The sequence below is a fragment of the Hoeflea sp. TYP-13 genome, assembly GCF_040932035.1.
Taxonomy (GTDB): domain Bacteria; phylum Pseudomonadota; class Alphaproteobacteria; order Rhizobiales; family Rhizobiaceae; genus Hoeflea_A.
In genome coordinates this window covers 228,860-248,572 of sequence record NZ_JBFRBB010000005.1, presented here as the reverse complement: position 1 = coordinate 248,572, position 19,713 = coordinate 228,860, and the positions used below count along the sequence as shown (strand labels likewise).

Below are 19,713 nucleotides of genomic sequence, written 5' to 3'. Positions count from 1 at the left end.
CTGCTCGGGCGTATTGAAAACCGGTACCCACTATTCAGACCTCGCTTTGCGAAATCAGTTCGGATTGACCTTTTCGGTCGGCACCCGAATTGTGATCTCGCGTGGCTTCGGATCGACATAAATGGTCAATGCAAACATGGCGCCATAGACGAGGCCGGCTATCACCGCACAAAAAACAAGAAACCGGATTAAGGACGGCATGCGTCATTCCACTGGTTTGAATTCATCAGCCCTTTTATGGGCGAGGCACCGGGCGGTTGCAAGACCGGATTTGCGTCCGGCAACAGCGTTATCGACAAGCCATCGCCGGTATGGTGCTGCTTGACGGCGCTGGAACATTTGTTGATACCGTTGGTGCACAACATGGAACCGGCCTAATGAAGACCCATACAATCGATCCGGCGCAACCCAGGGCGGGTGAGGCGCTGGCGTGCCTTGGCAAAAGGACGATCGTTTTTGTCGGACTCATGGGTGCGGGCAAGTCCGTGATCGGCAAGATGACCGCCGCCGCCATGCAGATACCCTTTGTCGATTCAGACCATGAGATCGAGGAAGTCTCGCGCATGTCCATTGCCGACCTCTTTGCCAGCTATGGGGAAGACGAGTTCCGCGCGCTGGAAGCGCGGGTCATTCGGCGGCTTTTGCGTGACGGGCCGATGGTGCTTTCGACCGGCGGCGGGGCCTTTATGCAGGAGCGCGTCAGGGCGAACATCAAAAGGCGCGGCCTGTCGGTTTGGCTGCGCGCCGACCTGGAGATTTTGTGGGAACGGGTCAAGCGGCGCGGTCACCGGCCATTGTTGAAGACCGACGATCCGAAGGGAACGCTCTCTGCACTCCTGGACAGCCGCTACCCGGTCTATTCGGAAGCCGACCTGATCATTCAATCGCGCGATGTTCCCAAGGAAACCATTGTTGAAGAAGTGTTGGACGCAATAATCTCAAACGGTCCTGAAGGATCGGCAGAATCGAAAAAGGACTAATTGCATGGAAGCTAGCGGTGCTGCGTCGGACAGAGCGCGTGTCGAAGTTGAGCTCGGGGACCGCTCATACGACATACTGATCGGACCGGGACAGATCGAAACAGCAGGCGCGCAGATTGCGGCGCGTCTGCCGGGTATTCGTGTTGCGGTCATCAGCGACGAGACGGTTGCCGGCCTTCACCTGCCCGCGCTCCAGGCGAGCCTGTCGGCTGCCGGCATCGATAGTACGGCCATCATTCTTCCAGCCGGAGAGAAGACCAAGAGTTTCGATCATCTGGTTGCCGCCACCGATGCCGTTCTTGCCGCGCGGCTCGAGCGGGGTGATGCGGTTGTCGCGCTGGGCGGTGGGGTTATCGGCGATCTTGCCGGTTTCGTTTCAGGTATCGCGCGGCGCGGCATGCGGTTCATCCAGGTGCCGACATCGCTGCTGGCGCAGGTTGATTCTTCGGTCGGCGGCAAGACAGGCATCAATTCCGGGCACGGCAAGAACCTGATTGGCGTATTCCATCAGCCTTCCCTCGTCCTTGCCGATACGGATGTTCTCGACACGCTTTCACCGCGCGAATTTCGCGCCGGCTACGCAGAGGTGGCGAAATACGGCCTCATAGACAAGCCCGAGTTCTTTGCATGGCTGGAAAACAACTGGAGCGCGGTATTTGCCGGTGGCGCTGCGCGAATTCATGCCATTGCCACAAGCTGCCAGGCCAAGGCCGATGTCGTTGCCGCCGACGAGCTTGAAAGCGGCAAGCGGGCACTGCTCAATCTTGGCCACACATTCGGACACGCCCTTGAAGCGGCCACCGGCTATGACGGTAAAAGGCTTGTGCACGGTGAAGGTGTTGCCATCGGCATGGTTCTGGCGCACGAGTTTTCAGCGCGCATGAACCTTGCGAGCCCCGACGATGCACGCCGTGTTGCCGCGCATCTGCAAGCGGTCGGTTTACCAACAAAGCTAAGCGATATTGACGGTGACCTGTCCACACCCGATATATTGATGGAGCACATTGCGCAGGACAAAAAGGTTAAAAGGGGGAAGCTGACCTTCGTCCTGACGCGGGGAATTGGCCAATCATTCATAGCCGATGACGTGCCGCCCTCCGAAGTTCTCGGGTTTTTGAAGGAAAAACACGAACGATGATCGCCGAATACTGGCTGGTAATCCTCATCATAGTTGGCCTGATTGTTCTTTCGGGCTTCTTTTCCGGGTCGGAAACAGCGCTGACGGCAGCATCGCGTGCGCGCATGCATCAGCTCGAGGCGCATGGTCAGAAGAAGGCAGGGATCGTCGCCCGGCTGATCGACCGCCGCGACCGGCTGATCGGCGCTCTGCTGATCGGCAACAACCTTGTCAATATCCTGGCCTCATCACTGGCTACCAGCGTGTTTCTGGGCCTGTTCGGTGAAGCGGGCGTGGCCTATGCAACGCTCGCCATGACTGTATTGCTGGTGATTTTTTCGGAAGTGCTGCCAAAAAGCTGGGCGATTTCGTCGCCGGACCGTTTCGCCATGAGCGTTGCGCCGGCGGTGCGTGTCTTCGTTGGTGTTGTGGGTCCCGTTTCGACCGCGGTCAACGCCATAGTACGCCGTCTTCTCAGTCTGCTCGGCATAACGCTTTCGACCGAAAGCTCGATGCTGTCGGCGCATGAGGAGTTGCGCGGCGCTGTGGCGCTGCTGCACCGCGAGGGATCGGTTATCAAGGCCGACCGTGACCGGCTGGGCGGCGTTCTCGATCTTGGCGAACTGGAAGTCTCCGACATCATGGTGCACCGCACGTCGATGCGGATGATCAACGCCGATGAGGATCCGGAAGTCGCCGTGCGGCAGATCCTCGAAAGCCCCTATACGCGCATGCCCGTATGGCGTGACGAGACCGAAAACATTATCGGCGTCATTCACGCCAAGGATGTTCTGCGGGCCCTGATCGGAAGCGGAGGCGATCGCAAGACGGTTGATATCGTCAAAACGGCGCAAAAACCGTGGTTCGTACCAGATACGACAAATCTGAAGGACCAGCTCAACGCTTTTTTGCGCCGCCACGCGCATTTTGCCATCGTCGTCGACGAATATGGCGAGGTGGAAGGGCTGGTGACGCTGGAGGATATTCTCGAGGAGATTGTCGGCGATATTGCCGACGAGCACGATCTCGATATTCAGGGCGTGCGCCAGGAGGCGGACGGTTCCGTGGTCGTCGATGGCAGCGTGCCGATCCGTGACCTCAACCGGGCGCTGGACTGGAGCCTGCCCGACGAGGAAGCGACGACCGTTGCCGGTCTTGTCATCCATGAATCCCAGATTATTCCGGAAGAGCGTCAGGCTTTCACCTATCACGGCATGCGCTTCATCGTGATGAAACGGGTAAAAAACCGAATCACCAAATTGCGCATTCGCCCGCTGGCGGCCGAGAGCAGCTAAGCTGAACGCCTGTTGCGTGCGACCTTTCCTACCAGCGTACCGATTCGTCCGGCGCAGCAGGTTCGAGCGCCAGTGCATGCACGCCTTCTGCCAGTTCGTCGGCAAGCAGTTCGTTGATGGCGCGGTGTCTTGCCAAGCGCGGCATTCCGGCAAATTTTGACGAGATGATGCGGATCCTGAAATGGGTTTCGCCGGTGCCGTCGAAGCTCTCCTGATGGCCTGCGTGAAGGCGGCTTTCATTGATGACGTCAAGGCGCTCGGGCGCAAATGCAACATCAAGTTTTTTTGTCATGCGTTTCTCAATGGGACCGATTTGTTCTGTCATGACAGCTCATTCCTGCTATGCTATTGCGCCCCGGGCCGAGGCGGGACGATATAGCCAATCGTTTTTTCGGCCTGACCCCGATAATAGGGCAATGGACAACAAGTCAATCCTTGTTCGCATTGCCGGCACACACCATAATTGAGCACATGAAACTGGATTCGAAATATTTTGACAGCATCCGTTCGTCCAAGAAAAAGGGCAAGGGAGGCGCGAAGGCAAAGCAGGAAGCGCCGATCTGCCAGTGGGACGGATGCGAGAAAAAGGGGGAGTTTCGGGCCCCGGTCGGCCGCGATGCGGAAGGCAAGTATTTTATGTTCTGCTCCGAGCATGTGCGTGAGTACAACAAGGGCTACAACTATTTTTCCGGCCTGTCGGACAGCGAGATCGCCCGCTATCAGAAAGAGGCGCTGACCGGCCACCGGCCGACATGGACAGTAGGCGTCAACAAATCCTCGACGGCGCGGGCCAATCCGCAGCAGTCGCAGGCGCGCTCGGGCAGCGCCGCTTCCTATGCCAATATGCGTGATCCCTTCCGCCTGTTCGAAGAAGGCGGCAACAGCGGCCGGGCGCAGCCGCGCAAGCGCAAGCTGAAAGCACTGGAGGCCAAGGCCTTCGATACTATGGGTCTTGCCGCAAATGCGACATCGAATGACATTAAGACCCGCTACAAGGAACTGGTAAAACAGCATCACCCGGATGCAAATGGCGGCGATCGCGGCTCGGAAGACCGGTTTCGTGAAGTGATTCAGGCCTACCAATTGTTAAAACAGTCCGGTTTCTGCTAGAGCATGCCTGCGAATAAACAATTCACCGACAATTCGGTTGCAGTGGAACGTAAGACGGCCGGAAATAAAGGCCGCGTTGGAGACATGATGAATAAGATTGACCTCGATATTTCCAATCTGCCGGACACGACCGTTTCGGTTCGTGAAGCGTTTGATATCGATACTGATCTGAAGGTTCCTGCCTATTCGCAGGCCGATGCCTATGTGCCGGATCTGGACCCGGATTACCTTTTCGACCACGATACCACGCTGGCGATCCTCGCCGGTTTTGCGCACAACCGGCGCGTCATGGTGTCCGGCTATCACGGAACCGGAAAATCGACGCATATCGAGCAGGTTGCCGCACGGCTGAACTGGCCTTGCGTGCGCGTCAACCTCGATAGTCATGTCAGCCGTATCGACCTTGTCGGCAAGGATGCCATCGTTCTGCAGGACGGCCAGCAGGTCACCGAGTTCAAGGACGGTATTCTGCCCTGGGCCTATCAGCACAATGTCGCGCTCTGCTTCGACGAATACGACGCCGGCCGGCCGGATGTGATGTTCGTTATTCAGCGGGTGCTGGAATCGTCCGGACGCCTGACGCTGCTCGATCAGAGCCGGGTCATCCGCCCGCATCCGGCGTTTCGCCTGTTCGCCACCGCCAACACGGTGGGCCTTGGCGACACCACCGGCCTTTACCACGGCACCCAGCAGATCAACCAGGCGCAGATGGACCGCTGGTCGATCGTCACCACGCTCAACTATCTGCCGCACGACAATGAGGTCAATATCGTATTGGCCAAGGTCAAGAGCTTCCGCGATGAGGAAGGGCGCGACACGGTATCGAAGATGGTGCGCGTTGCCGATATGACCCGCGCCGCCTTTATCAATGGCGATCTGTCGACGGTTATGAGCCCGCGTACGGTGATCACATGGGCCGAGAATGCCGAGATTTTCGGCGATATCGCCTTTGCCTTCCGGCTGACCTTCCTCAACAAGTGCGATGAGCTGGAACGCTCGCTTGTGGCGGAACAGTACCAGCGCGCCTTTGGCGAGGAACTCAAGGAAAGCGCCGCCAATATCGTACTGGATTCGTAGGAACCATGTCGGGTCGCGGAGACAATTCCAGGGCGGCATCCCGCCCGCCGGTCGATACCGAGCCGTTCAAGCGCGCCTTGACCGGGTGCGTGCGCTCGATAGCGAACGACCACGAGCTGGAAGTTGTCTTTGCAAATGACCGCCCCGGGCTTGCCGGCGAGCGGGCTCGCCTGCCGGACCTTCCGAAGCGTCCGACGCGCGCCGATGTACTCGTCACCCGCGGTGTCGGCGATTCCCTGGCATTGCGCAAAGCCTGCCACGAACCGGCAATCCACAACGCCATGGCGCCGCAGGGCGATGATGCGCGCGAGATTTTCGATGCGGTCGAACAGGCACGGGTCGAGGCTATCGGCTCCAACCGCATGTCCGGGGTCGCGGACAATCTGACGGCGGTCCTTGCAGATCGATTTTCAAAGGCCGGCTACCGCAACATAACCGACCGCGCGCAGGCACCGCTGCACGAAGCGCTGTCGCTGATGGTGCGTGAAAAACTGACCGGGCAGGCGCCACCGGAGAACGCCGGTCCTGTGCTTGATCTGTGGCGCGACTGGATTGAGGAAAAGGCCGGAGCCGACCTCGAACATGTCGGCGAGGTGCTCGAGGACCAGAAGGCCTTTGCCCGGCTGGTTCGCGATATGCTGGCGCATATGGATGTAGCGGAAGAATTCGGCGAGGACCCTGACCAGCAGGACCAGCAGGACAATTCCGACGACGAGGATCAGCCACGTTCGGACGAGGAAAACGAACAGAATTCCGAGGAAGAGGCGGGTTCCGAGGCGGCACCGGCCGAAGAAAACGAATCGGCTGACGAGCAGATGGACGACGGCGAAATGGACGGTGCCGAAATATCCGATGAGGATATGGTCGACGACCAGGACGACGATGCCGACACACCCGGCGAAACCCGCCGTCCCAACATGCCGTTCGACGATCTTGGCCAGAAGGTTGATTATTCCGTTTACACAATGGAATTCGATGAAACGATCGCTGCCGAGGAGCTTTGCGAAGAGGCCGAACTCGATCGTCTGCGCGCCTTTCTGGATAAACAGCTTGCCAACCTGCAGGGCGTTGTCGGGCGGCTTGCCAACCGCCTTCAGCGGCGGTTGATGGCGCAGCAGAACCGCGCGTGGGAGTTCGATCTCGAAGAGGGCTATCTTGATTCCGCCCGGCTGGTTCGCATGGTGATCGACCCGATGCAGCCACTGTCGTTCAAGATGGAGCGCGATACCAATTTCCGCGATACGGTCGTTACGCTGCTGATCGACAATTCCGGCTCCATGCGCGGACGGCCGATTACAGTTGCCGCGACCTGCGCCGATATCCTTGCCCGCACGCTCGAGCGCTGCGGGGTCAAGGTGGAGATCCTCGGATTTACCACCAAGGCCTGGAAGGGCGGTCAGGCGCGCGAAAAGTGGCTCGGCGAGGGTAAGCCGGCGACACCCGGGCGGCTGAACGATCTGCGTCATATCATCTACAAATCGGCTGACGAGCCCTGGAGGCGCGCCCGGCGTAATCTCGGCCTGATGATGCGAGAAGGCCTTTTGAAGGAGAATATCGACGGTGAAGCGCTGATCTGGGCGCATAACCGCATGCTCGGGCGGCCCGAGCAGCGCCGCATCCTGATGATGATATCGGATGGCGCGCCGGTCGATGACTCAACGCTCTCGGTCAATCCGGGCAATTATCTGGAACGGCATTTGCGCGCGGTGATCGAGGAGATTGAAACCCGTTCGCCGATCGAACTGCTGGCTATCGGTATCGGCCATGACGTGACCCGATACTACCGGCGCGCCGTTACCATCGTCGATGCCGAAGAACTGGCGGGCGCGATGACCGAACAGCTGGCGTCTCTTTTCGAGGAAGAATCCGGCGGTCCCGCAATGCGCCGTGCCGGTTAGAAAGAGATGATCCGATGATCGCCCGGACAGCACTGATGCTTGTCGCGGTTCTGGGCATGGCCCCGGCTCAGGCCGGCGAACGTGATGCAGGTGTGCGGCAAATCATTGTCGAAGGCCGCCAGATCCCTAATTTCAAGGGGCGTTCCAGCGAGAAACGCTTCGGCGATCTCGAATTTGTCGGCGGCATGGAAATCAGTTCTCCTGACCGGATCCTTGGTGGCATTTCGGCCATGCGATTGCTGAAGGACGGTGTGCATTTCGTCGGCGTTATGGACACCGGCCACTTTATATCAGGACGGCTGGATCGCGATAAGCAGGGGCGTTTATCGGGCGTTTCCGATTTTGTCGTCGCACCCATGCGCAGTGCCGGCGGGAACGTCATCAGTCAGCGCTGGAAGGTCGATGCGGAAGGGTTGGCGCTCAATGGCGATAATGCCTATGTCAGCTTCGAACGGGATCACAGGATTGAGCGCTACCGCCTGAATGACCTGCCCGACGCGGCGCCGGAAGCAAAAATACCGCATCCGATCCCGAACTATGAATTCCGCAACAATCGTGGCATGGAAGCCATTGCAATCTCACCGGCGGATTCGCCCCTCGCCGGCGCGCTCGTGGTCGTCAGCGAAAAGAGCCTCGACAAGAAAGGCGACATATTTGCCGCCGTCGTGAATGGCCCAAAAAGGGGTGTCTTTTTTGTGCGCCGCTACGCGCCCTACGACATCACGGATGGCGATTTTCTGCCCAATGGGGATTTGCTGGTTTTGGAGCGGAGTTTTTCGCTCGCCGGCATAGGCATGCGCATCCGACGCATTGCGGCTGCCGATATAGCGCCCGGCAAGACCGTGGATGGTGACGTTGTGATAGAAGCGGATTTCGGCTTCCAGATCGACAACATGGAAAGCCTAGACGTCTATAAAGCATCCGACGGCGGCACGCGGATCATGCTGGCGTCGGATGACAATCATTCATTGTTGCAGCGCAGCCTCTTGCTCGAGTTCAAGCTGCTGGATTCAATGTGATCTAGGAGTTCTGGTCTGCTGCCTTGTGCAGCTGGAATACCGAGAGAAACACCCGGTAGGGCGCCAGCATTGCCAACGAAACCAGCAGCTTGACGGTCAGGTCCCCAACAGCCCAGGACATCCAGCGCGGCGCTTCCATCTGGAAGAAGCCGACCAGCGGAGCTGCCTCGATGGCAAATGCGTCGTTGGCGCCAAGCACGGCAAGACCGGCCGCAAAGGCAAGCGAAAAGAACAGCACCGTATCGATGATCGATCCGAGAACCGATGAGATCAACGGTGCATGCCACCAGTGCGAATGACGCAGGCGGTCGAAGATCGACACGTCCAGAAGCTGGGCGACGAGGAATGCTGTGCCGGAAGCAATAGCGATACGCGGGGTTGCCACATAGATCGAAATGCCGACAGCGAGCACGAAGCCGACAGTGACGATGACGCGCGCCTTGGCCGGGCCGAAATGCCGGTTTGAAAGATCAGTGACAAGAAACGCAACCGGATAGGTGAATGCACCCCAGGTCAACAGGTCCTCCAGAATGAAAGGACCAACCGTGTACATGACCGGAAACTGGACAAGATAATTCGATGCGATCACCACTGCGGCCATGGCAAGCATGTACGGGTAAACGCGGGAGACAAGGCCGAAGGCCGAGCGTGCAGAAGAGCTGAGCATTTTTTTATCCTGGGGTATGCCACCAGCGAAGCCGTTGCCCGATGAGGGGCGGCCACAAGAATACGGGCTGATTAATCAGCCCGCCATTATTAGCATATCAACATGCAATCAATCAGGCAGCCGCTTCGGCAACCTTCTTGGCAATCTGCCGCTTCAAAAGGCGCGCGCGCATGGACAGTTCATTTTCGCTTGCCTTCAGGAGGAAAGCGTCAAGACCGCCACGGTGCTCGACTGTGCGCAGAGCGGCAGCGGAAATGCGCATGCGATAGCGCTGGCCGAGAGCGTCGGAGATCAGGGTCACATTGCACAGATTCGGCAGGAATTTGCGCCGTGTTCTGTTGTTGGCGTGGCTGACATTGTTGCCCGACTGGACGGCCTTGCCGGTCAATTCGCAACTGCGGGACATGGGTTTCACCTTCAGTCTGATGGCCTGTTGCAATGCGTATCCGGTGCCGTGCTCCGGCCGCAGCTTCCTGGCCTGTAATTGGAAAGTCGCGGTTCTATAGTCGCAGGCAGGGCGCGCGTCAAGTCAAAGCTGGTGCCTTCGGGCCGTTTAGGCTAGATAATTGCGTGCCGCAAGCCTGTCTGCCAGTCGCTTGCGGTTTTTGTGTCTTTTCAGGTCCAGATGCGAATATCGAAAGCAAGCGACAATGCAAGCAACGCTGATCGGATTTAGCGCCATCATCATGTGGTCTTTGCTGGCACTTTTGACGGCGTCGTCCGGAAAGGTGCCGCCGTTTCAGCTTGCCGCCATGTGTTTTTCCATTGGCACGGCCATCGGGCTGATAGCGCTTGCGTTGAAACCTTCCGGATTTCGAAATCTGCGCCAGCCAATGCGGGTCTGGTGTCTGGGTGTTGGCGGTCTGTTTGGCTATCATTTCCTCTATTTCACAGCCCTGCGCAACGCCCCCGCCGTGGAAGCCGGGCTTATCGCCTATCTGTGGCCGCTGCTGATAGTTGTCGGCTCGGCGCTTCTTCCCGGGGAACGGCTCGGCTGGCAGCATATAACCGGCGCGTTGGCGGGGCTTGCGGGAACGGTGCTGATCGTTTCGAAAAACGGCCTTTCCTTCAATGACAGTTTCGCTTTCGGGTATGGCGCTGCACTGCTGTGCGCTTTTACCTGGTCCGGCTATTCGCTGCTGTCGCGCCGTTTTGGTGCGGTTCCGACCGATGTTGTCACCGGCTTCTGCGCGTTGACCGCCATATTGTCGCTCGCCTGCCATTTGGCGCTGGAACAGACGGTCTGGCCGCAAGGGACAAGTCAGTGGCTTGCCGTCGCTGGCCTTGGCCTTTTGCCGGTGGGCGCAGCCTTTTACGCGTGGGATTTTGGCGTCAAGCGCGGCAATATCCAGGTTCTGGGTGCCGCAAGTTATGCCGCGCCGTTGCTGTCGACGCTCATTCTCATTGCCGCGGGTGTTGGCCAGGCAGACTGGCGTATTGCCCTTGCCTGCGTTCTGATAACCGGCGGTGCGGCGCTGGCCGCCAAGGATCTGCTTTTTGCACGCGCGACAATAAAGGGGCAGGCTGACGAGTGATGCAGATATTCGAGTACGGTCTTGATTCCCCGCAGCTCGGCACGCTGCTGTTTTCCGCTGTCGCTGCCTTCATCTACCTCTTCATGGTGGCAAGGCCGCCATCGGCGCGGCGCACCGGCGTCAAGACGCTGTCGGTGGCGCTGCTTGGCGTGCTTTCGGTTGTCGTCGACGGACCAGTGCTTCTGACGGCGGCGCTGCTGGCCTGCGCAGCGGGCGATGCGTTCCTGGCGCAGGACGACCGTGCTTTCCTCGCCGGTCTTGCCGCGTTCCTCGCCGGTCACGTTCTCTACGTCATTGTCTTCGTCAGCCGCGGCGATATCGGGCTTGCGACACAGCCGCTGCGTCTGGTGATTGCCGCGGTCATGATCTTATCGACTGTGATGATCGCCCTACGGCTGCTGCCGGCCGTGGGCGACCTCAAATTGCCGGTGGCCGCCTACATCCTCGTCATATTGTCGATGGGGCTCGCGGCGCTGTCGACACCGGGCTGGGGCGTTGTCGGCGGGGCTGTTCTTTTCATGGCGTCGGATACAGTTCTGGCGGCGCAGAAGTTCCTGTTGCCGCAGGAAGATGCACCGCATCCGCGCGCGCTTTTTGTGTGGATCAGCTATTATCTGGCGCAGTTGCTGATTGCGTTGTCGGTGCTCGGGCTTGCCTAGAAATTGTCCTTGCGCTTGCGGATCTCGGCAAAGACCGCAACGTCATCGGCATCTTCCATGCCCAGGTTGGCCCTGACAGCGGGATCCGCGGCGCGCAGGAACGGATTGGTCGCCCTTTCCGCCTCGATCGTTGTCGGACAGGTGGCAATGCCGGCAGCGCGCATTTTCTGAATTTCAGAGGCCCGTTGCACCAGGGCGGCGTTTTCCGGGTCGATGGTGACGGCGAATCTGGCATTTGCCTCGGTGTATTCGTGACCGAAATAGACTTCCGTTTCGCCCGGAAGCGCGGCAAGTTTCTGCAGCGCGTGGTGCATCTGCTGCGGTGTTCCCTCGAACACCCGGCCACAGCCCAGCGCAAATAGCGTGTCGGCGGCAAAAAGCACCGCTGCGTCGGGTATGTAGTAACAGACATGACCCAGCGTATGGCCGGGCGTTTCGATGACCTCAACCGAAAAGCTGCCGAAATGGAAGCTGTCGCCGTCGCGTACCGTCCTGTCGATGCCCGGTATCTTGTCCGCTTCCGATGCCGGTCCGGTAATATCCGCCCGGTATTTTGCCTTCAGCACCGAATTGGCTTCGACGTGGTCGTAATGATGATGGGTGATCAGAATGTGGTTGAGCTCCCAACCGGTCCGGTTCAGCGCTTCGACGATAGGCGCTTCTTCAGGCGCGTCTATCGACGCGGTTACACCCGTTTGCGGGTCATGGATCAGAACGCCGAAATTGTCCTCGCGGCATGGAAAGAGTTCAATCTGCAAATTGGCCACATTCATCTCCCGGTTTTGCTGCAACATAAACCGGTGCCGTGTGTCCTGTCACGCCGTTAACGTCAAATCGAAACGGAATAAAGAGGAAGGTTCAAACAGGCCTCGACATGCACTAGGTTTTGGCTATGCACACGGATATCGTTGATTTACGTCAGTTTTATCACACGCGGCTCGGCAAGCTGGCCCAGGAGGCGATTGCCATGGCGCTTGCCTCGCTGTGGGCCGAACTTCCCGGTGAGCGGCTGATGGGGCTCGGATTCGCTGCACCCTATCTCGACCGTTTCAGGGCCGATGCAGAGCGCACATTTGCCTTCATGCCGGCCGGACAGGGGGCCATCAACTGGCCGACGCTTGAGGCGTCCGCGACAGCGCTGGTGTTCGACGAGGAACTGCCGCTGCCCGATGCGTCGCTGGATCGCATCCTGATGGTTCATTCGCTCGAATATGCCGAAAATCCGCGTGAGACGCTGATGGAGGCCTGGCGCGTGCTTGCCCCCGGCGGCAGGCTGGTGATCGTCGTGCCGAACCGCCGCGGCGTCTGGGCGCGGCTTGAACACACGCCTTTCGGTTCCGGAACGCCCTATTCGCGCAACCAGATAACCGGGCTTTTGCGCGAAGCAAGCTTTACACCGGGTGCGTTTGCGGAGGCGTTGTTCTTTCCGCCGTCCAGGCACAAGGCTGTCCAGAGCATGGCGCGCACCACCGAACGGCTCGGCCGGCGCTACTGGCCGTTCTTCAGCGGTCTTGTTCTCGTTGAGGCGCAGAAACGGCTTTATCAGGGATTGCCTGTTGCCGAGCGTGCTTCGCGCAGGGTGTTCGTGCCGGTGCTGGCGCCGCAGGGCGCATCGCGCGCCACACGCAGCCGTATCGGCTAGCCCGCAGGCCTATTCATCCATGGAATCGAGCTTGTCCTGGAGCGCACGCAGCTGGTCCTTGAGATCTTTCAGGTCCTTGCTGTCGGCTTTAGGCTTTTCCTCTTCCGCCGCTTTCTGCGTGCCGGCCGGACCGCCGGCGAAGGGAGAGAACATTTTCATGGCCTGCTGGAATATTTCGGTGTTGCGCCGTACCTGTTCTTCCATCATGGCCATCGGCATCTGCATGTTGCGGGCCATGGGAGTTTCGCCAAAGGCCTTGGAGATCTGCTCGCGCATTTGATCCTGCTGCTCCGTGAACGCGCTCATGGACTGCTCCAAATAGCTGGGCACGAGCATCTGCATCTGATCGCCGTAGAAGGAAATGAGCTGACGCAGGAAGGAAACCGGAAGCAGTGTATTGCCGGTCTTCGATTCCTGTTCGAAAATGATCTGGGTGAGAACCGAATGGGTAATGTCGTCGCCTGACTTGGCGTCGAGAACAACAAAGTCATCGCCGTTCTTGACCATCACCGCAAGGTCATCGAGCGTGACATATGTGCTTGTGCCGGTGTTGTAGAGCCGACGATTGGCGTATTTTTTTATTACAATCTGCCCATCAGCTTTAGCCATGCATACCACCTCCCTGTCGGCTGATGCCGGTTTTACGCCCCTTCTGGACCTCTGGCGCAAGGCCCGTAACGGGAAGCATTGTACTTTTTGCCCCGGAGCCAGCGCCAAAAATTTCGCGTAATATCGGGTGCCGAAAACAACATGAACATGAGTGTGATCAAAAGTATAGCATTATTTGTAATGATTTGTGCAATGCAGTGCATGCGGTCCATCAATGCGGCGGGAACCGAATGTGCGCAAGGAATTGCGCTTATGCTGCAGGTGCGTTTGACTTCCGGAGCAACCTGCTTCACTTTCAAGGCAGGCACGATCCTGGAATGCAACCCAAACTTCAGGGAAGACTTATGACAAATCCATCCATCGTAATCGCCAGTGCGGCCCGTACGGCCGTCGGTTCCTTCAACGGCGCCTTTGCAACAGTTCCCGCGCATGAGCTCGGCGCCACGGCCATCTCCGGCGCATTGGAGCGGGCGGGTGTCGAACCCGCAGATGTTGACGAGGTGATCATGGGCCAGATCCTTCAGGCCGGCGAGGGACAGAACCCCGCCCGCCAGGCGGCCATGTCGGCGGGTGTGCCGCAGGAGGCAACGGCCTGGGGTCTCAACCAGCTTTGCGGCTCGGGACTGCGTGCCGTGGCGGTTGGGATGCAGCAGATTGCGACGGGCGATGCGTCTATCGTTGTCGCCGGCGGCCAGGAATCGATGTCCATGGCTCCGCATGTCGCCCATATGCGCCTCGGCCAGAAAATGGGCGACATGAAGCTGATCGACTCGATGATCAAGGACGGTCTGACCGATGCGTTCTACGGCTACCACATGGGCAACACAGCGGAAAATGTCGCCGAACGCTGGCAACTGACCCGCGAAGACCAAGACACGTTTGCCGTTGCCTCGCAGAACAAGGCTGAAGCAGCCCAGAAGGCGGGGCGCTTCAAAGACGAGATCGTTCCCTTCACCGTCAAGACTCGCAAGGGCGAAACGGTTGTCGACCAGGACGAGTATATTCGCCACGGCGCATCAATTGACCAGATGGCGAAACTGCGTCCGGCCTTCAACAAGGAAGGCACGGTCACCGCCGGCAATGCATCGGGCATCAATGACGGCGCGGCGGCCGTTGTTCTGATGAGCGAAGAAGAGGCGCAAAAGCGCGGCATCAAGCCGATGGCAAGGATCGTCTCCTGGGCGACCGCCGGTGTCGATCCGCAGATCATGGGAACGGGCCCGATCCCGGCGTCCAAGAAGGCGCTTGAAAAAGCGGGCTGGTCGGTCGGCGACCTGGAACTGGTCGAAGCCAATGAGGCTTTTGCGGCCCAGGCATGTGCCGTCAACAAGGACCTCGGCTGGGATCCGGAGATCGTCAATGTGAACGGCGGGGCGATCGCCATCGGTCATCCGATCGGCGCGTCGGGAGCACGGGTTCTCAATACGCTGCTGTTCGAAATGCAGAGGCGTGATGTCAAAAAGGGTCTCGCAACCCTGTGCATCGGCGGCGGCATGGGCGTTGCCATGTGCATCGAGCGCGACTAACGAAATTGAGTACAAGGCGGCCGCAAGGCTGCCTTTCTTTTGTCCAAGCATCAGGGAAGTGTCATGAGCAGAGTAGCAATCGTCACAGGTGGAACGCGCGGCATAGGCGCCGCAATCTCGGTGGGTCTTAAGGAAGCCGGCTACAAGGTTGCCGCCAGCTATGCCGGCAATGACGAAAAGGCCAACGCATTCAAGGACGAGACCGGAATTGCCGTCTATAAATGGGATGTGTCGAACTACCAGGCCTGCGTTGACGGCATTGCCAAGGTTGAAGCCGACCTCGGTCCGGTCGATGTGCTCGTGAACAATGCCGGAATTACAAGGGACACGATGTTCCACAAGATGACACCGGATATGTGGAGCGATGTGATCAATACCAACCTGACCGGTCTGTTCAACATGACCCATCCGATCTGGCCGGGCATGCGGGACCGCGGCTTTGGCCGTGTCATCAACATTTCCTCGATTAACGGCCAGAAAGGCCAGATGGGTCAGGCGAACTATTCGGCGGCCAAGGCCGGCGATCTCGGTCTGACGAAAGCGCTTGCCCAGGAGGGGGCCGCCAAGGGCATTACCGTCAACGCAATCTGCCCGGGCTATATCGGAACGGAAATGGTGCGTGCCGTGCCCGAGAAGGTTCTCAACGAGCGCATTTTGCCGCTCATCCCGGTCGGCCGCCTCGGCGAGCCGGAGGAAATTGCCCGCTGTGTCGTGTTCCTGGCATCGGATGATGCCGGTTTCATCACCGGCTCGACCCTGTCGGCCAATGGCGGTCAGTACTTCGCCTAACCTCAGCATAAACGTGATTTTCAACGGCGCCCCCGGCGGGCACCGTTTTGTTTGGCATGTGATTCGCATTTGGTTGCCTGCGTTCAACACGAACGGTTGCCTGCGGCCCGTCAATTCAGGCCGACAGACGCGAAGTGTTAACGGATGCCGGGGCATGGATCTGCTGATCCAGCAGAATGCACCGGAAAATTAGTGCCTGCCTTTGTTGAAAACGCCAGATGTGGTACGAACAAAAGCTGAACATATGCTGGTCAGCGATTCGTCGCCGATTCGTTCCGGATTTGGTCGCATTCCTAACGAAATTTGTGATTTCTTACGGTGGTTCCATTAACCAACTGTTCAGAATATAGTTGCGTTTACAATTGGTTAACCATAAGAATCGACACCGGATGCGAGACTGTGACCAAAGGTTAACAAGATGCGCGAATTCGCCTCTTATTGCCAATGTCCTTTGACAAGGGGAATCAGTATCTAGTAGGGCCTCAATTGCAAAACGGAATATTTTGCCGTGAACAAACCCTGAATCACCCGGAGTCAGCGATTCGTCGCCGATTCGTTCCATCCCTGTTCCAAATGTTAACTGATGCCATGAAAATTGCCGTGCGACACACCATCTTGCTGTGATAAGACGCGCCCGTTCAATCTGAAGATGTTTTCTGTTTGATGCCCCAAAACACCCCTGCCAAAAGTAATCCGATGGTTTTCAGCGGCCGCGGCGTGACCGCGGTTCTCGGACCGACCAATACGGGGAAGACCCACTACGCGATTGAGCGGATGGTCGCTCACAAAAGCGGCGTCATAGGTCTGCCTTTGCGGCTGCTGGCGCGGGAGGTCTATGAACGTATCTGCGCCAAGGCGGGCCGGGGCAATGTGGCGCTGATAACGGGCGAGGAGAAAATCAGCCCGCAGGGCGCGCGCTACTCCGTGTGCACCGTCGAGGCGATGCCGAAGGAAACGGATGCCGAATTTGTTGCGATAGACGAGGTTCAGCTTGCGGGTGATCTGGAGCGCGGTCACGTATTCACCGATCGGGTTCTCAACCTGCGCGGCCGCGAGGAGACGCTGCTGCTCGGTGCCGGAACGATGCGCGGCATACTCGAACATCTTCTGCCCGGACTGACCGTCGTCTCCCGTCCGCGGCTGTCGCATCTTGCCTATGCCGGCTCCAAGAAGATAACCAGGCTGCCGCGGCGCTCGGTTATCGTCGCTTTTTCGGCCGACGAGGTCTACGCGATCGCCGAACTCATCCGCCGCCAGCGCGGCGGTGCGGCGGTGGTTCTCGGAGCGCTCAGCCCGCGCACCCGCAATGCGCAGGTGGCGCTCTATCAGGAAGGCGACGTCGAATATCTCGTCGCCACCGACGCCATTGGAATGGGGCTCAACCTCGATGTCGACCATGTGGCCTTTGCCCAGGACCGAAAGTTTGACGGCTATCAGTTCCGTAACCTGAACCCGGCTGAGCTTGGTCAGGTTGCCGGCAGGGCGGGACGGTACATGCATGACGGCACGTTCGGCGTGACCGGCCGGGTCAATCCGTTCGCCGAAGATCTGGTCGAACGCATCGAGGGGCATGATTTCGAGCCGCTCAAAGTGCTGCAATGGCGCAGCAAGGATCTCGATTTCAGCTCGGTCGATGCGCTCTGCGCAAGCCTCGACGCCGCGCCGTCAATCACCGGGCTGAGCCGGGCCTTGCCGGCGGTTGACCGGCAGGCGCTGGACCACCTTGTCCGCGATGCCGATATCGCCCGTCTTGCAACAACACCGCAAACCGTGGAGCGGCTGTGGGACGTGTGCGCGCTGCCCGATTACCGCAAAATCACGCCGGCACAGCATGCGGATCTGATTGCGGCGATTTATCGCGATATCGTGCAATTCGGGTCGGTACAGGAAGACTATATCGCCGAACAGGTGCGGCGAGCCGACAGAACAGATGGCGAAATTGACACATTGTCGGCACGAATATCGCAAATAAGAACGTGGACTTACGCATCAAACAGGCCTGGATGGCTGGCGAATCCGTCACACTGGCAAGAAAAGACGCGAGAAATAGAGGATCGGCTGTCAGATGCACTGCATGAGAGGTTGACGAAACGCTTCGTTGATCGCAGGACATCTGTGCTTATGAAGCGGTTGAGAGAGAACGCAATGCTTGAAGCTGAAATTGGTGTTGACGGTGATGTTTTTGTCGAAGGACATCATGTGGGGCAACTGAACGGATTTCGATTTACGCCGGATGCGAGTGCCGAAGGGCCGGACGCCAAGGCAGTGCTTGCTGCCGCACAGAAATCGCTGGTGCTGGAATTCGAGGCGCGCGCCGCGCGACTGCACGCTTCCGGCAATGGTGACTTTGCGCTTGGATCCGATGGCGTTGTGCGCTGGATGGGCGATCCCGTTGCCCGGCTAACCGATAGCGAGGAAGTCTTGCGTCCGCGCGCTGTCCTGTTGGCCGACGAACAATTGTCGCAACAGGCGCGCGATGTCGTCAGTGCCAGGATCGAACGCTATGTGAACCATCACATCGGCACAGTGCTTAAACCGCTCGACGATCTGGCATCCGCGGAAGATCTGGAAGGCCTGGCGAAAGGGCTGGCCTTCCGGCTTGTCGAGGCATTCGGCATTCTGTTCCGTCGCGATGTTGCAGCCGATGTAAAGGCGCTCGATCAGGATGCCCGCGGTTCGCTTCGCCGCTATGGCGTGCGCTTTGGCGCCTACCACGTCTTCATGCCGGCGCTTTTGAAGCCGGCTCCCGCGGAGCTGATTTCCATGTTGTGGTCACTGCGCAATGACGGTTTCGACAAGCCGGGCTACGGCGAGATCACCGGAGCGCTTGCGGCAGGACGGACTTCCGTGGTTACCGATCCGACGTTCGAGCGCGAGTTCTACCGTCTCGCCGGCTTCCGGTTCCTGGGTAAAAGGGCCGTGCGTATCGATATACTGGAGCGTCTGGCCGATATCATCCGGCCGCTTTTGCAGTGGAAACCGCAGTCCGGTCCGCGCCCGGAAGGCGCCTATGACGGAAGACGGTTCGTAACGACGCCGTCGATGCTCTCCATTCTCGGTGCGACACCGGACGATATCGAGGAAATTCTCAAGGGGCTCGGCTATCGTGCCGATCCGGTCGAGGCCGAAGAGGTTGCGGCACATCTTACGTCCGTCGATGCCAAGGCTGCGGGGGCGGCGGCAAGCGCTGAAAAGACGGCTGATGAGGCGCCTGCTAAAGCGCCTGCACAAAACGACGATAAAAAGGGCGAAATAGCCGCAGCAGGCAGCGATGACGGGGCTCAGGCAGATGAAGGCAGTGCCGCCACCGATGCACCAACACTGGAGCCCGCGGTTGCTACGGTAACGGAAGCTGAAGCGGCGACCTGCGATGAACCGGCCAAGGCGGATGCGCCGGCAGCCGGCGCTGCTGCAACCGATGGCGCAGGCGAGACAACGGAAGCAGCAGCCACCTCAGACGGCGGTGACAAAGCCAAGGAGGAGGCCGACGAAGCGCCCAAACCGGTGCTGTTGTGGCGTCCGGCAGGACGCTCCGACGGCCAGCGCGGCCGCCACAGACATCAGCAAAAGCAGGGTCACCAGGGTGCCGGCCGCGGCAAGAACCGCAACAGCAACCAGCGGGACGGCGAACGGGGCGCCAACAAGGGCAAGGGCGGCTTCAAGGGCAAGCCGAACAAGCAGGCCAAGGGCGGCGGATATTCATCGCGGCCGCCGCGCCGGGACAAGCCCATTGATCCCGATTCACCGTTTGCAAAGCTCGCTGCTCTTAAGGAGCAACTCAACAAATAGC

Annotated in this window: 19 protein-coding genes; 13 read left to right on the top strand and 6 right to left on the bottom strand. The window is 59.0% G+C overall.

Annotation, left to right across the window (positions count from 1 at the left end; all coding sequences use genetic code 11):
- Window positions 1-54 precede the first annotated feature (54 nt).
- On the bottom strand, window positions 55-201 hold the full coding sequence (locus ABVT35_RS24225; protein WP_271089338.1) for a histidine kinase: 147 nt from the start codon (window positions 199-201) through the stop codon (window positions 55-57).
- 101 nt (window positions 202-302) lie between these two features.
- Between ABVT35_RS24225 and ABVT35_RS24220 the strand changes: the two genes are divergently transcribed.
- From ABVT35_RS24220 to ABVT35_RS24210, 3 genes are read left to right on the top strand one after another with little or no spacing between them, the layout of a single operon-like run.
- Entirely contained in the window at window positions 303-980 is a 678-nt protein-coding gene (locus tag ABVT35_RS24220) for a shikimate kinase (RefSeq protein ID WP_368470444.1), read from the top strand.
- 4 nt (window positions 981-984) lie between these two features.
- Window positions 985-2,118: a 3-dehydroquinate synthase gene (gene aroB, locus ABVT35_RS24215; RefSeq protein WP_368470055.1), complete on the top strand. Its 1,134-nt coding sequence runs from the start codon at window positions 985-987 to the stop codon at window positions 2,116-2,118.
- A complete protein-coding gene (locus tag ABVT35_RS24210) occupies window positions 2,115-3,392 on the top strand; it encodes an HlyC/CorC family transporter (RefSeq protein ID WP_368470054.1) in 1,278 nt (425 codons plus the stop codon). The genes aroB and ABVT35_RS24210 overlap by 4 nt, the downstream gene beginning before the upstream one ends.
- Before the next feature lie 28 nt (window positions 3,393-3,420).
- Here the strand turns inward: ABVT35_RS24210 and ABVT35_RS24205 are convergent, their stop codons facing one another.
- Window positions 3,421-3,717, bottom strand: a complete 297-nt coding sequence (locus tag ABVT35_RS24205; protein ID WP_368470052.1) for a BolA family protein — start codon at window positions 3,715-3,717, stop codon at window positions 3,421-3,423.
- Between the two features lie 137 nt (window positions 3,718-3,854).
- On the opposite strand from ABVT35_RS24205, the gene ABVT35_RS24200 reads away from it, so the two are divergent.
- The 4 genes from ABVT35_RS24200 (at window position 3,855) to ABVT35_RS24185 (ending at window position 8,496) form a co-directional block, all read left to right on the top strand.
- Window positions 3,855-4,502: a J domain-containing protein gene (locus ABVT35_RS24200; protein ID WP_368470443.1), complete on the top strand. Its 648-nt coding sequence runs from the start codon at window positions 3,855-3,857 to the stop codon at window positions 4,500-4,502.
- A gap of 87 nt (window positions 4,503-4,589) precedes the next feature.
- The gene (cobS, locus tag ABVT35_RS24195; RefSeq protein WP_368470051.1) at window positions 4,590-5,579 is read left to right on the top strand and encodes a cobaltochelatase subunit CobS; all 990 of its coding nucleotides are present in this window, start codon (window positions 4,590-4,592) and stop codon (window positions 5,577-5,579) included.
- 5 nt (window positions 5,580-5,584) lie between these two features.
- On the top strand, window positions 5,585-7,477 hold the full coding sequence (cobT, locus tag ABVT35_RS24190) for a cobaltochelatase subunit CobT (protein WP_368470049.1): 1,893 nt from the start codon (window positions 5,585-5,587) through the stop codon (window positions 7,475-7,477).
- Window positions 7,478-7,491: 14 nt separating this feature from the next.
- Window positions 7,492-8,496 carry an esterase-like activity of phytase family protein gene (locus ABVT35_RS24185; RefSeq protein ID WP_368470047.1) on the top strand — a complete coding sequence of 335 codons (1,005 nt, stop codon included), beginning with the start codon at window positions 7,492-7,494 and terminating at the stop codon, window positions 8,494-8,496.
- Window position 8,497: 1 nt separating this feature from the next.
- Here the strand turns inward: ABVT35_RS24185 and ABVT35_RS24180 are convergent, their stop codons facing one another.
- Complete coding sequence (locus ABVT35_RS24180; RefSeq protein ID WP_368470044.1) at window positions 8,498-9,163, bottom strand: queuosine precursor transporter; 666 nt, start codon at window positions 9,161-9,163, stop codon at window positions 8,498-8,500.
- 112 nt (window positions 9,164-9,275) lie between these two features.
- On the bottom strand, window positions 9,276-9,569 hold the full coding sequence (gene rpmB / locus ABVT35_RS24175; protein ID WP_368470042.1) for a 50S ribosomal protein L28: 294 nt from the start codon (window positions 9,567-9,569) through the stop codon (window positions 9,276-9,278).
- 244 nt (window positions 9,570-9,813) lie between these two features.
- On the opposite strand from rpmB, the gene ABVT35_RS24170 reads away from it, so the two are divergent.
- Entirely contained in the window at window positions 9,814-10,698 is an 885-nt protein-coding gene (locus ABVT35_RS24170) for a DMT family transporter (RefSeq protein ID WP_368470040.1), read from the top strand.
- A complete protein-coding gene (locus ABVT35_RS24165) occupies window positions 10,698-11,357 on the top strand; it encodes a lysoplasmalogenase (RefSeq protein WP_368470039.1) in 660 nt (219 codons plus the stop codon). The genes ABVT35_RS24170 and ABVT35_RS24165 overlap by 1 nt, the downstream gene beginning before the upstream one ends.
- Here ABVT35_RS24165 and gloB read toward each other — a convergent pair.
- Complete coding sequence (gene gloB, locus ABVT35_RS24160; protein WP_368470037.1) at window positions 11,354-12,124, bottom strand: hydroxyacylglutathione hydrolase; 771 nt, start codon at window positions 12,122-12,124, stop codon at window positions 11,354-11,356. The genes ABVT35_RS24165 and gloB overlap by 4 nt on opposite strands.
- 125 nt (window positions 12,125-12,249) lie before the next feature.
- Between gloB and ABVT35_RS24155 the strand changes: the two genes are divergently transcribed.
- A complete protein-coding gene (locus ABVT35_RS24155) occupies window positions 12,250-12,999 on the top strand; it encodes a class I SAM-dependent methyltransferase (protein ID WP_368470035.1) in 750 nt (249 codons plus the stop codon).
- A gap of 9 nt (window positions 13,000-13,008) precedes the next feature.
- On the opposite strand, the gene phaR is transcribed toward ABVT35_RS24155, so the two are convergent.
- Window positions 13,009-13,608, bottom strand: a complete 600-nt coding sequence (gene phaR, locus ABVT35_RS24150) for a polyhydroxyalkanoate synthesis repressor PhaR (protein ID WP_368470032.1) — start codon at window positions 13,606-13,608, stop codon at window positions 13,009-13,011.
- A 344-nt stretch (window positions 13,609-13,952) separates the two neighbouring features.
- Between phaR and ABVT35_RS24145 the strand changes: the two genes are divergently transcribed.
- The 3 genes from ABVT35_RS24145 to ABVT35_RS24135 all read left to right on the top strand — a co-directional run bounded on the left by ABVT35_RS24145 (window position 13,953) and on the right by ABVT35_RS24135 (window position 19,712).
- A complete protein-coding gene (locus ABVT35_RS24145) occupies window positions 13,953-15,134 on the top strand; it encodes an acetyl-CoA C-acetyltransferase (protein ID WP_368470031.1) in 1,182 nt (393 codons plus the stop codon).
- Window positions 15,135-15,197: 63 nt separating this feature from the next.
- The gene (locus ABVT35_RS24140; protein WP_368470029.1) at window positions 15,198-15,923 is read left to right on the top strand and encodes a beta-ketoacyl-ACP reductase; all 726 of its coding nucleotides are present in this window, start codon (window positions 15,198-15,200) and stop codon (window positions 15,921-15,923) included.
- A 696-nt stretch (window positions 15,924-16,619) separates the two neighbouring features.
- On the top strand, window positions 16,620-19,712 hold the full coding sequence (locus ABVT35_RS24135; RefSeq protein ID WP_368470028.1) for a helicase-related protein: 3,093 nt from the start codon (window positions 16,620-16,622) through the stop codon (window positions 19,710-19,712).
- Window position 19,713: the final 1 nt, after the last annotated feature.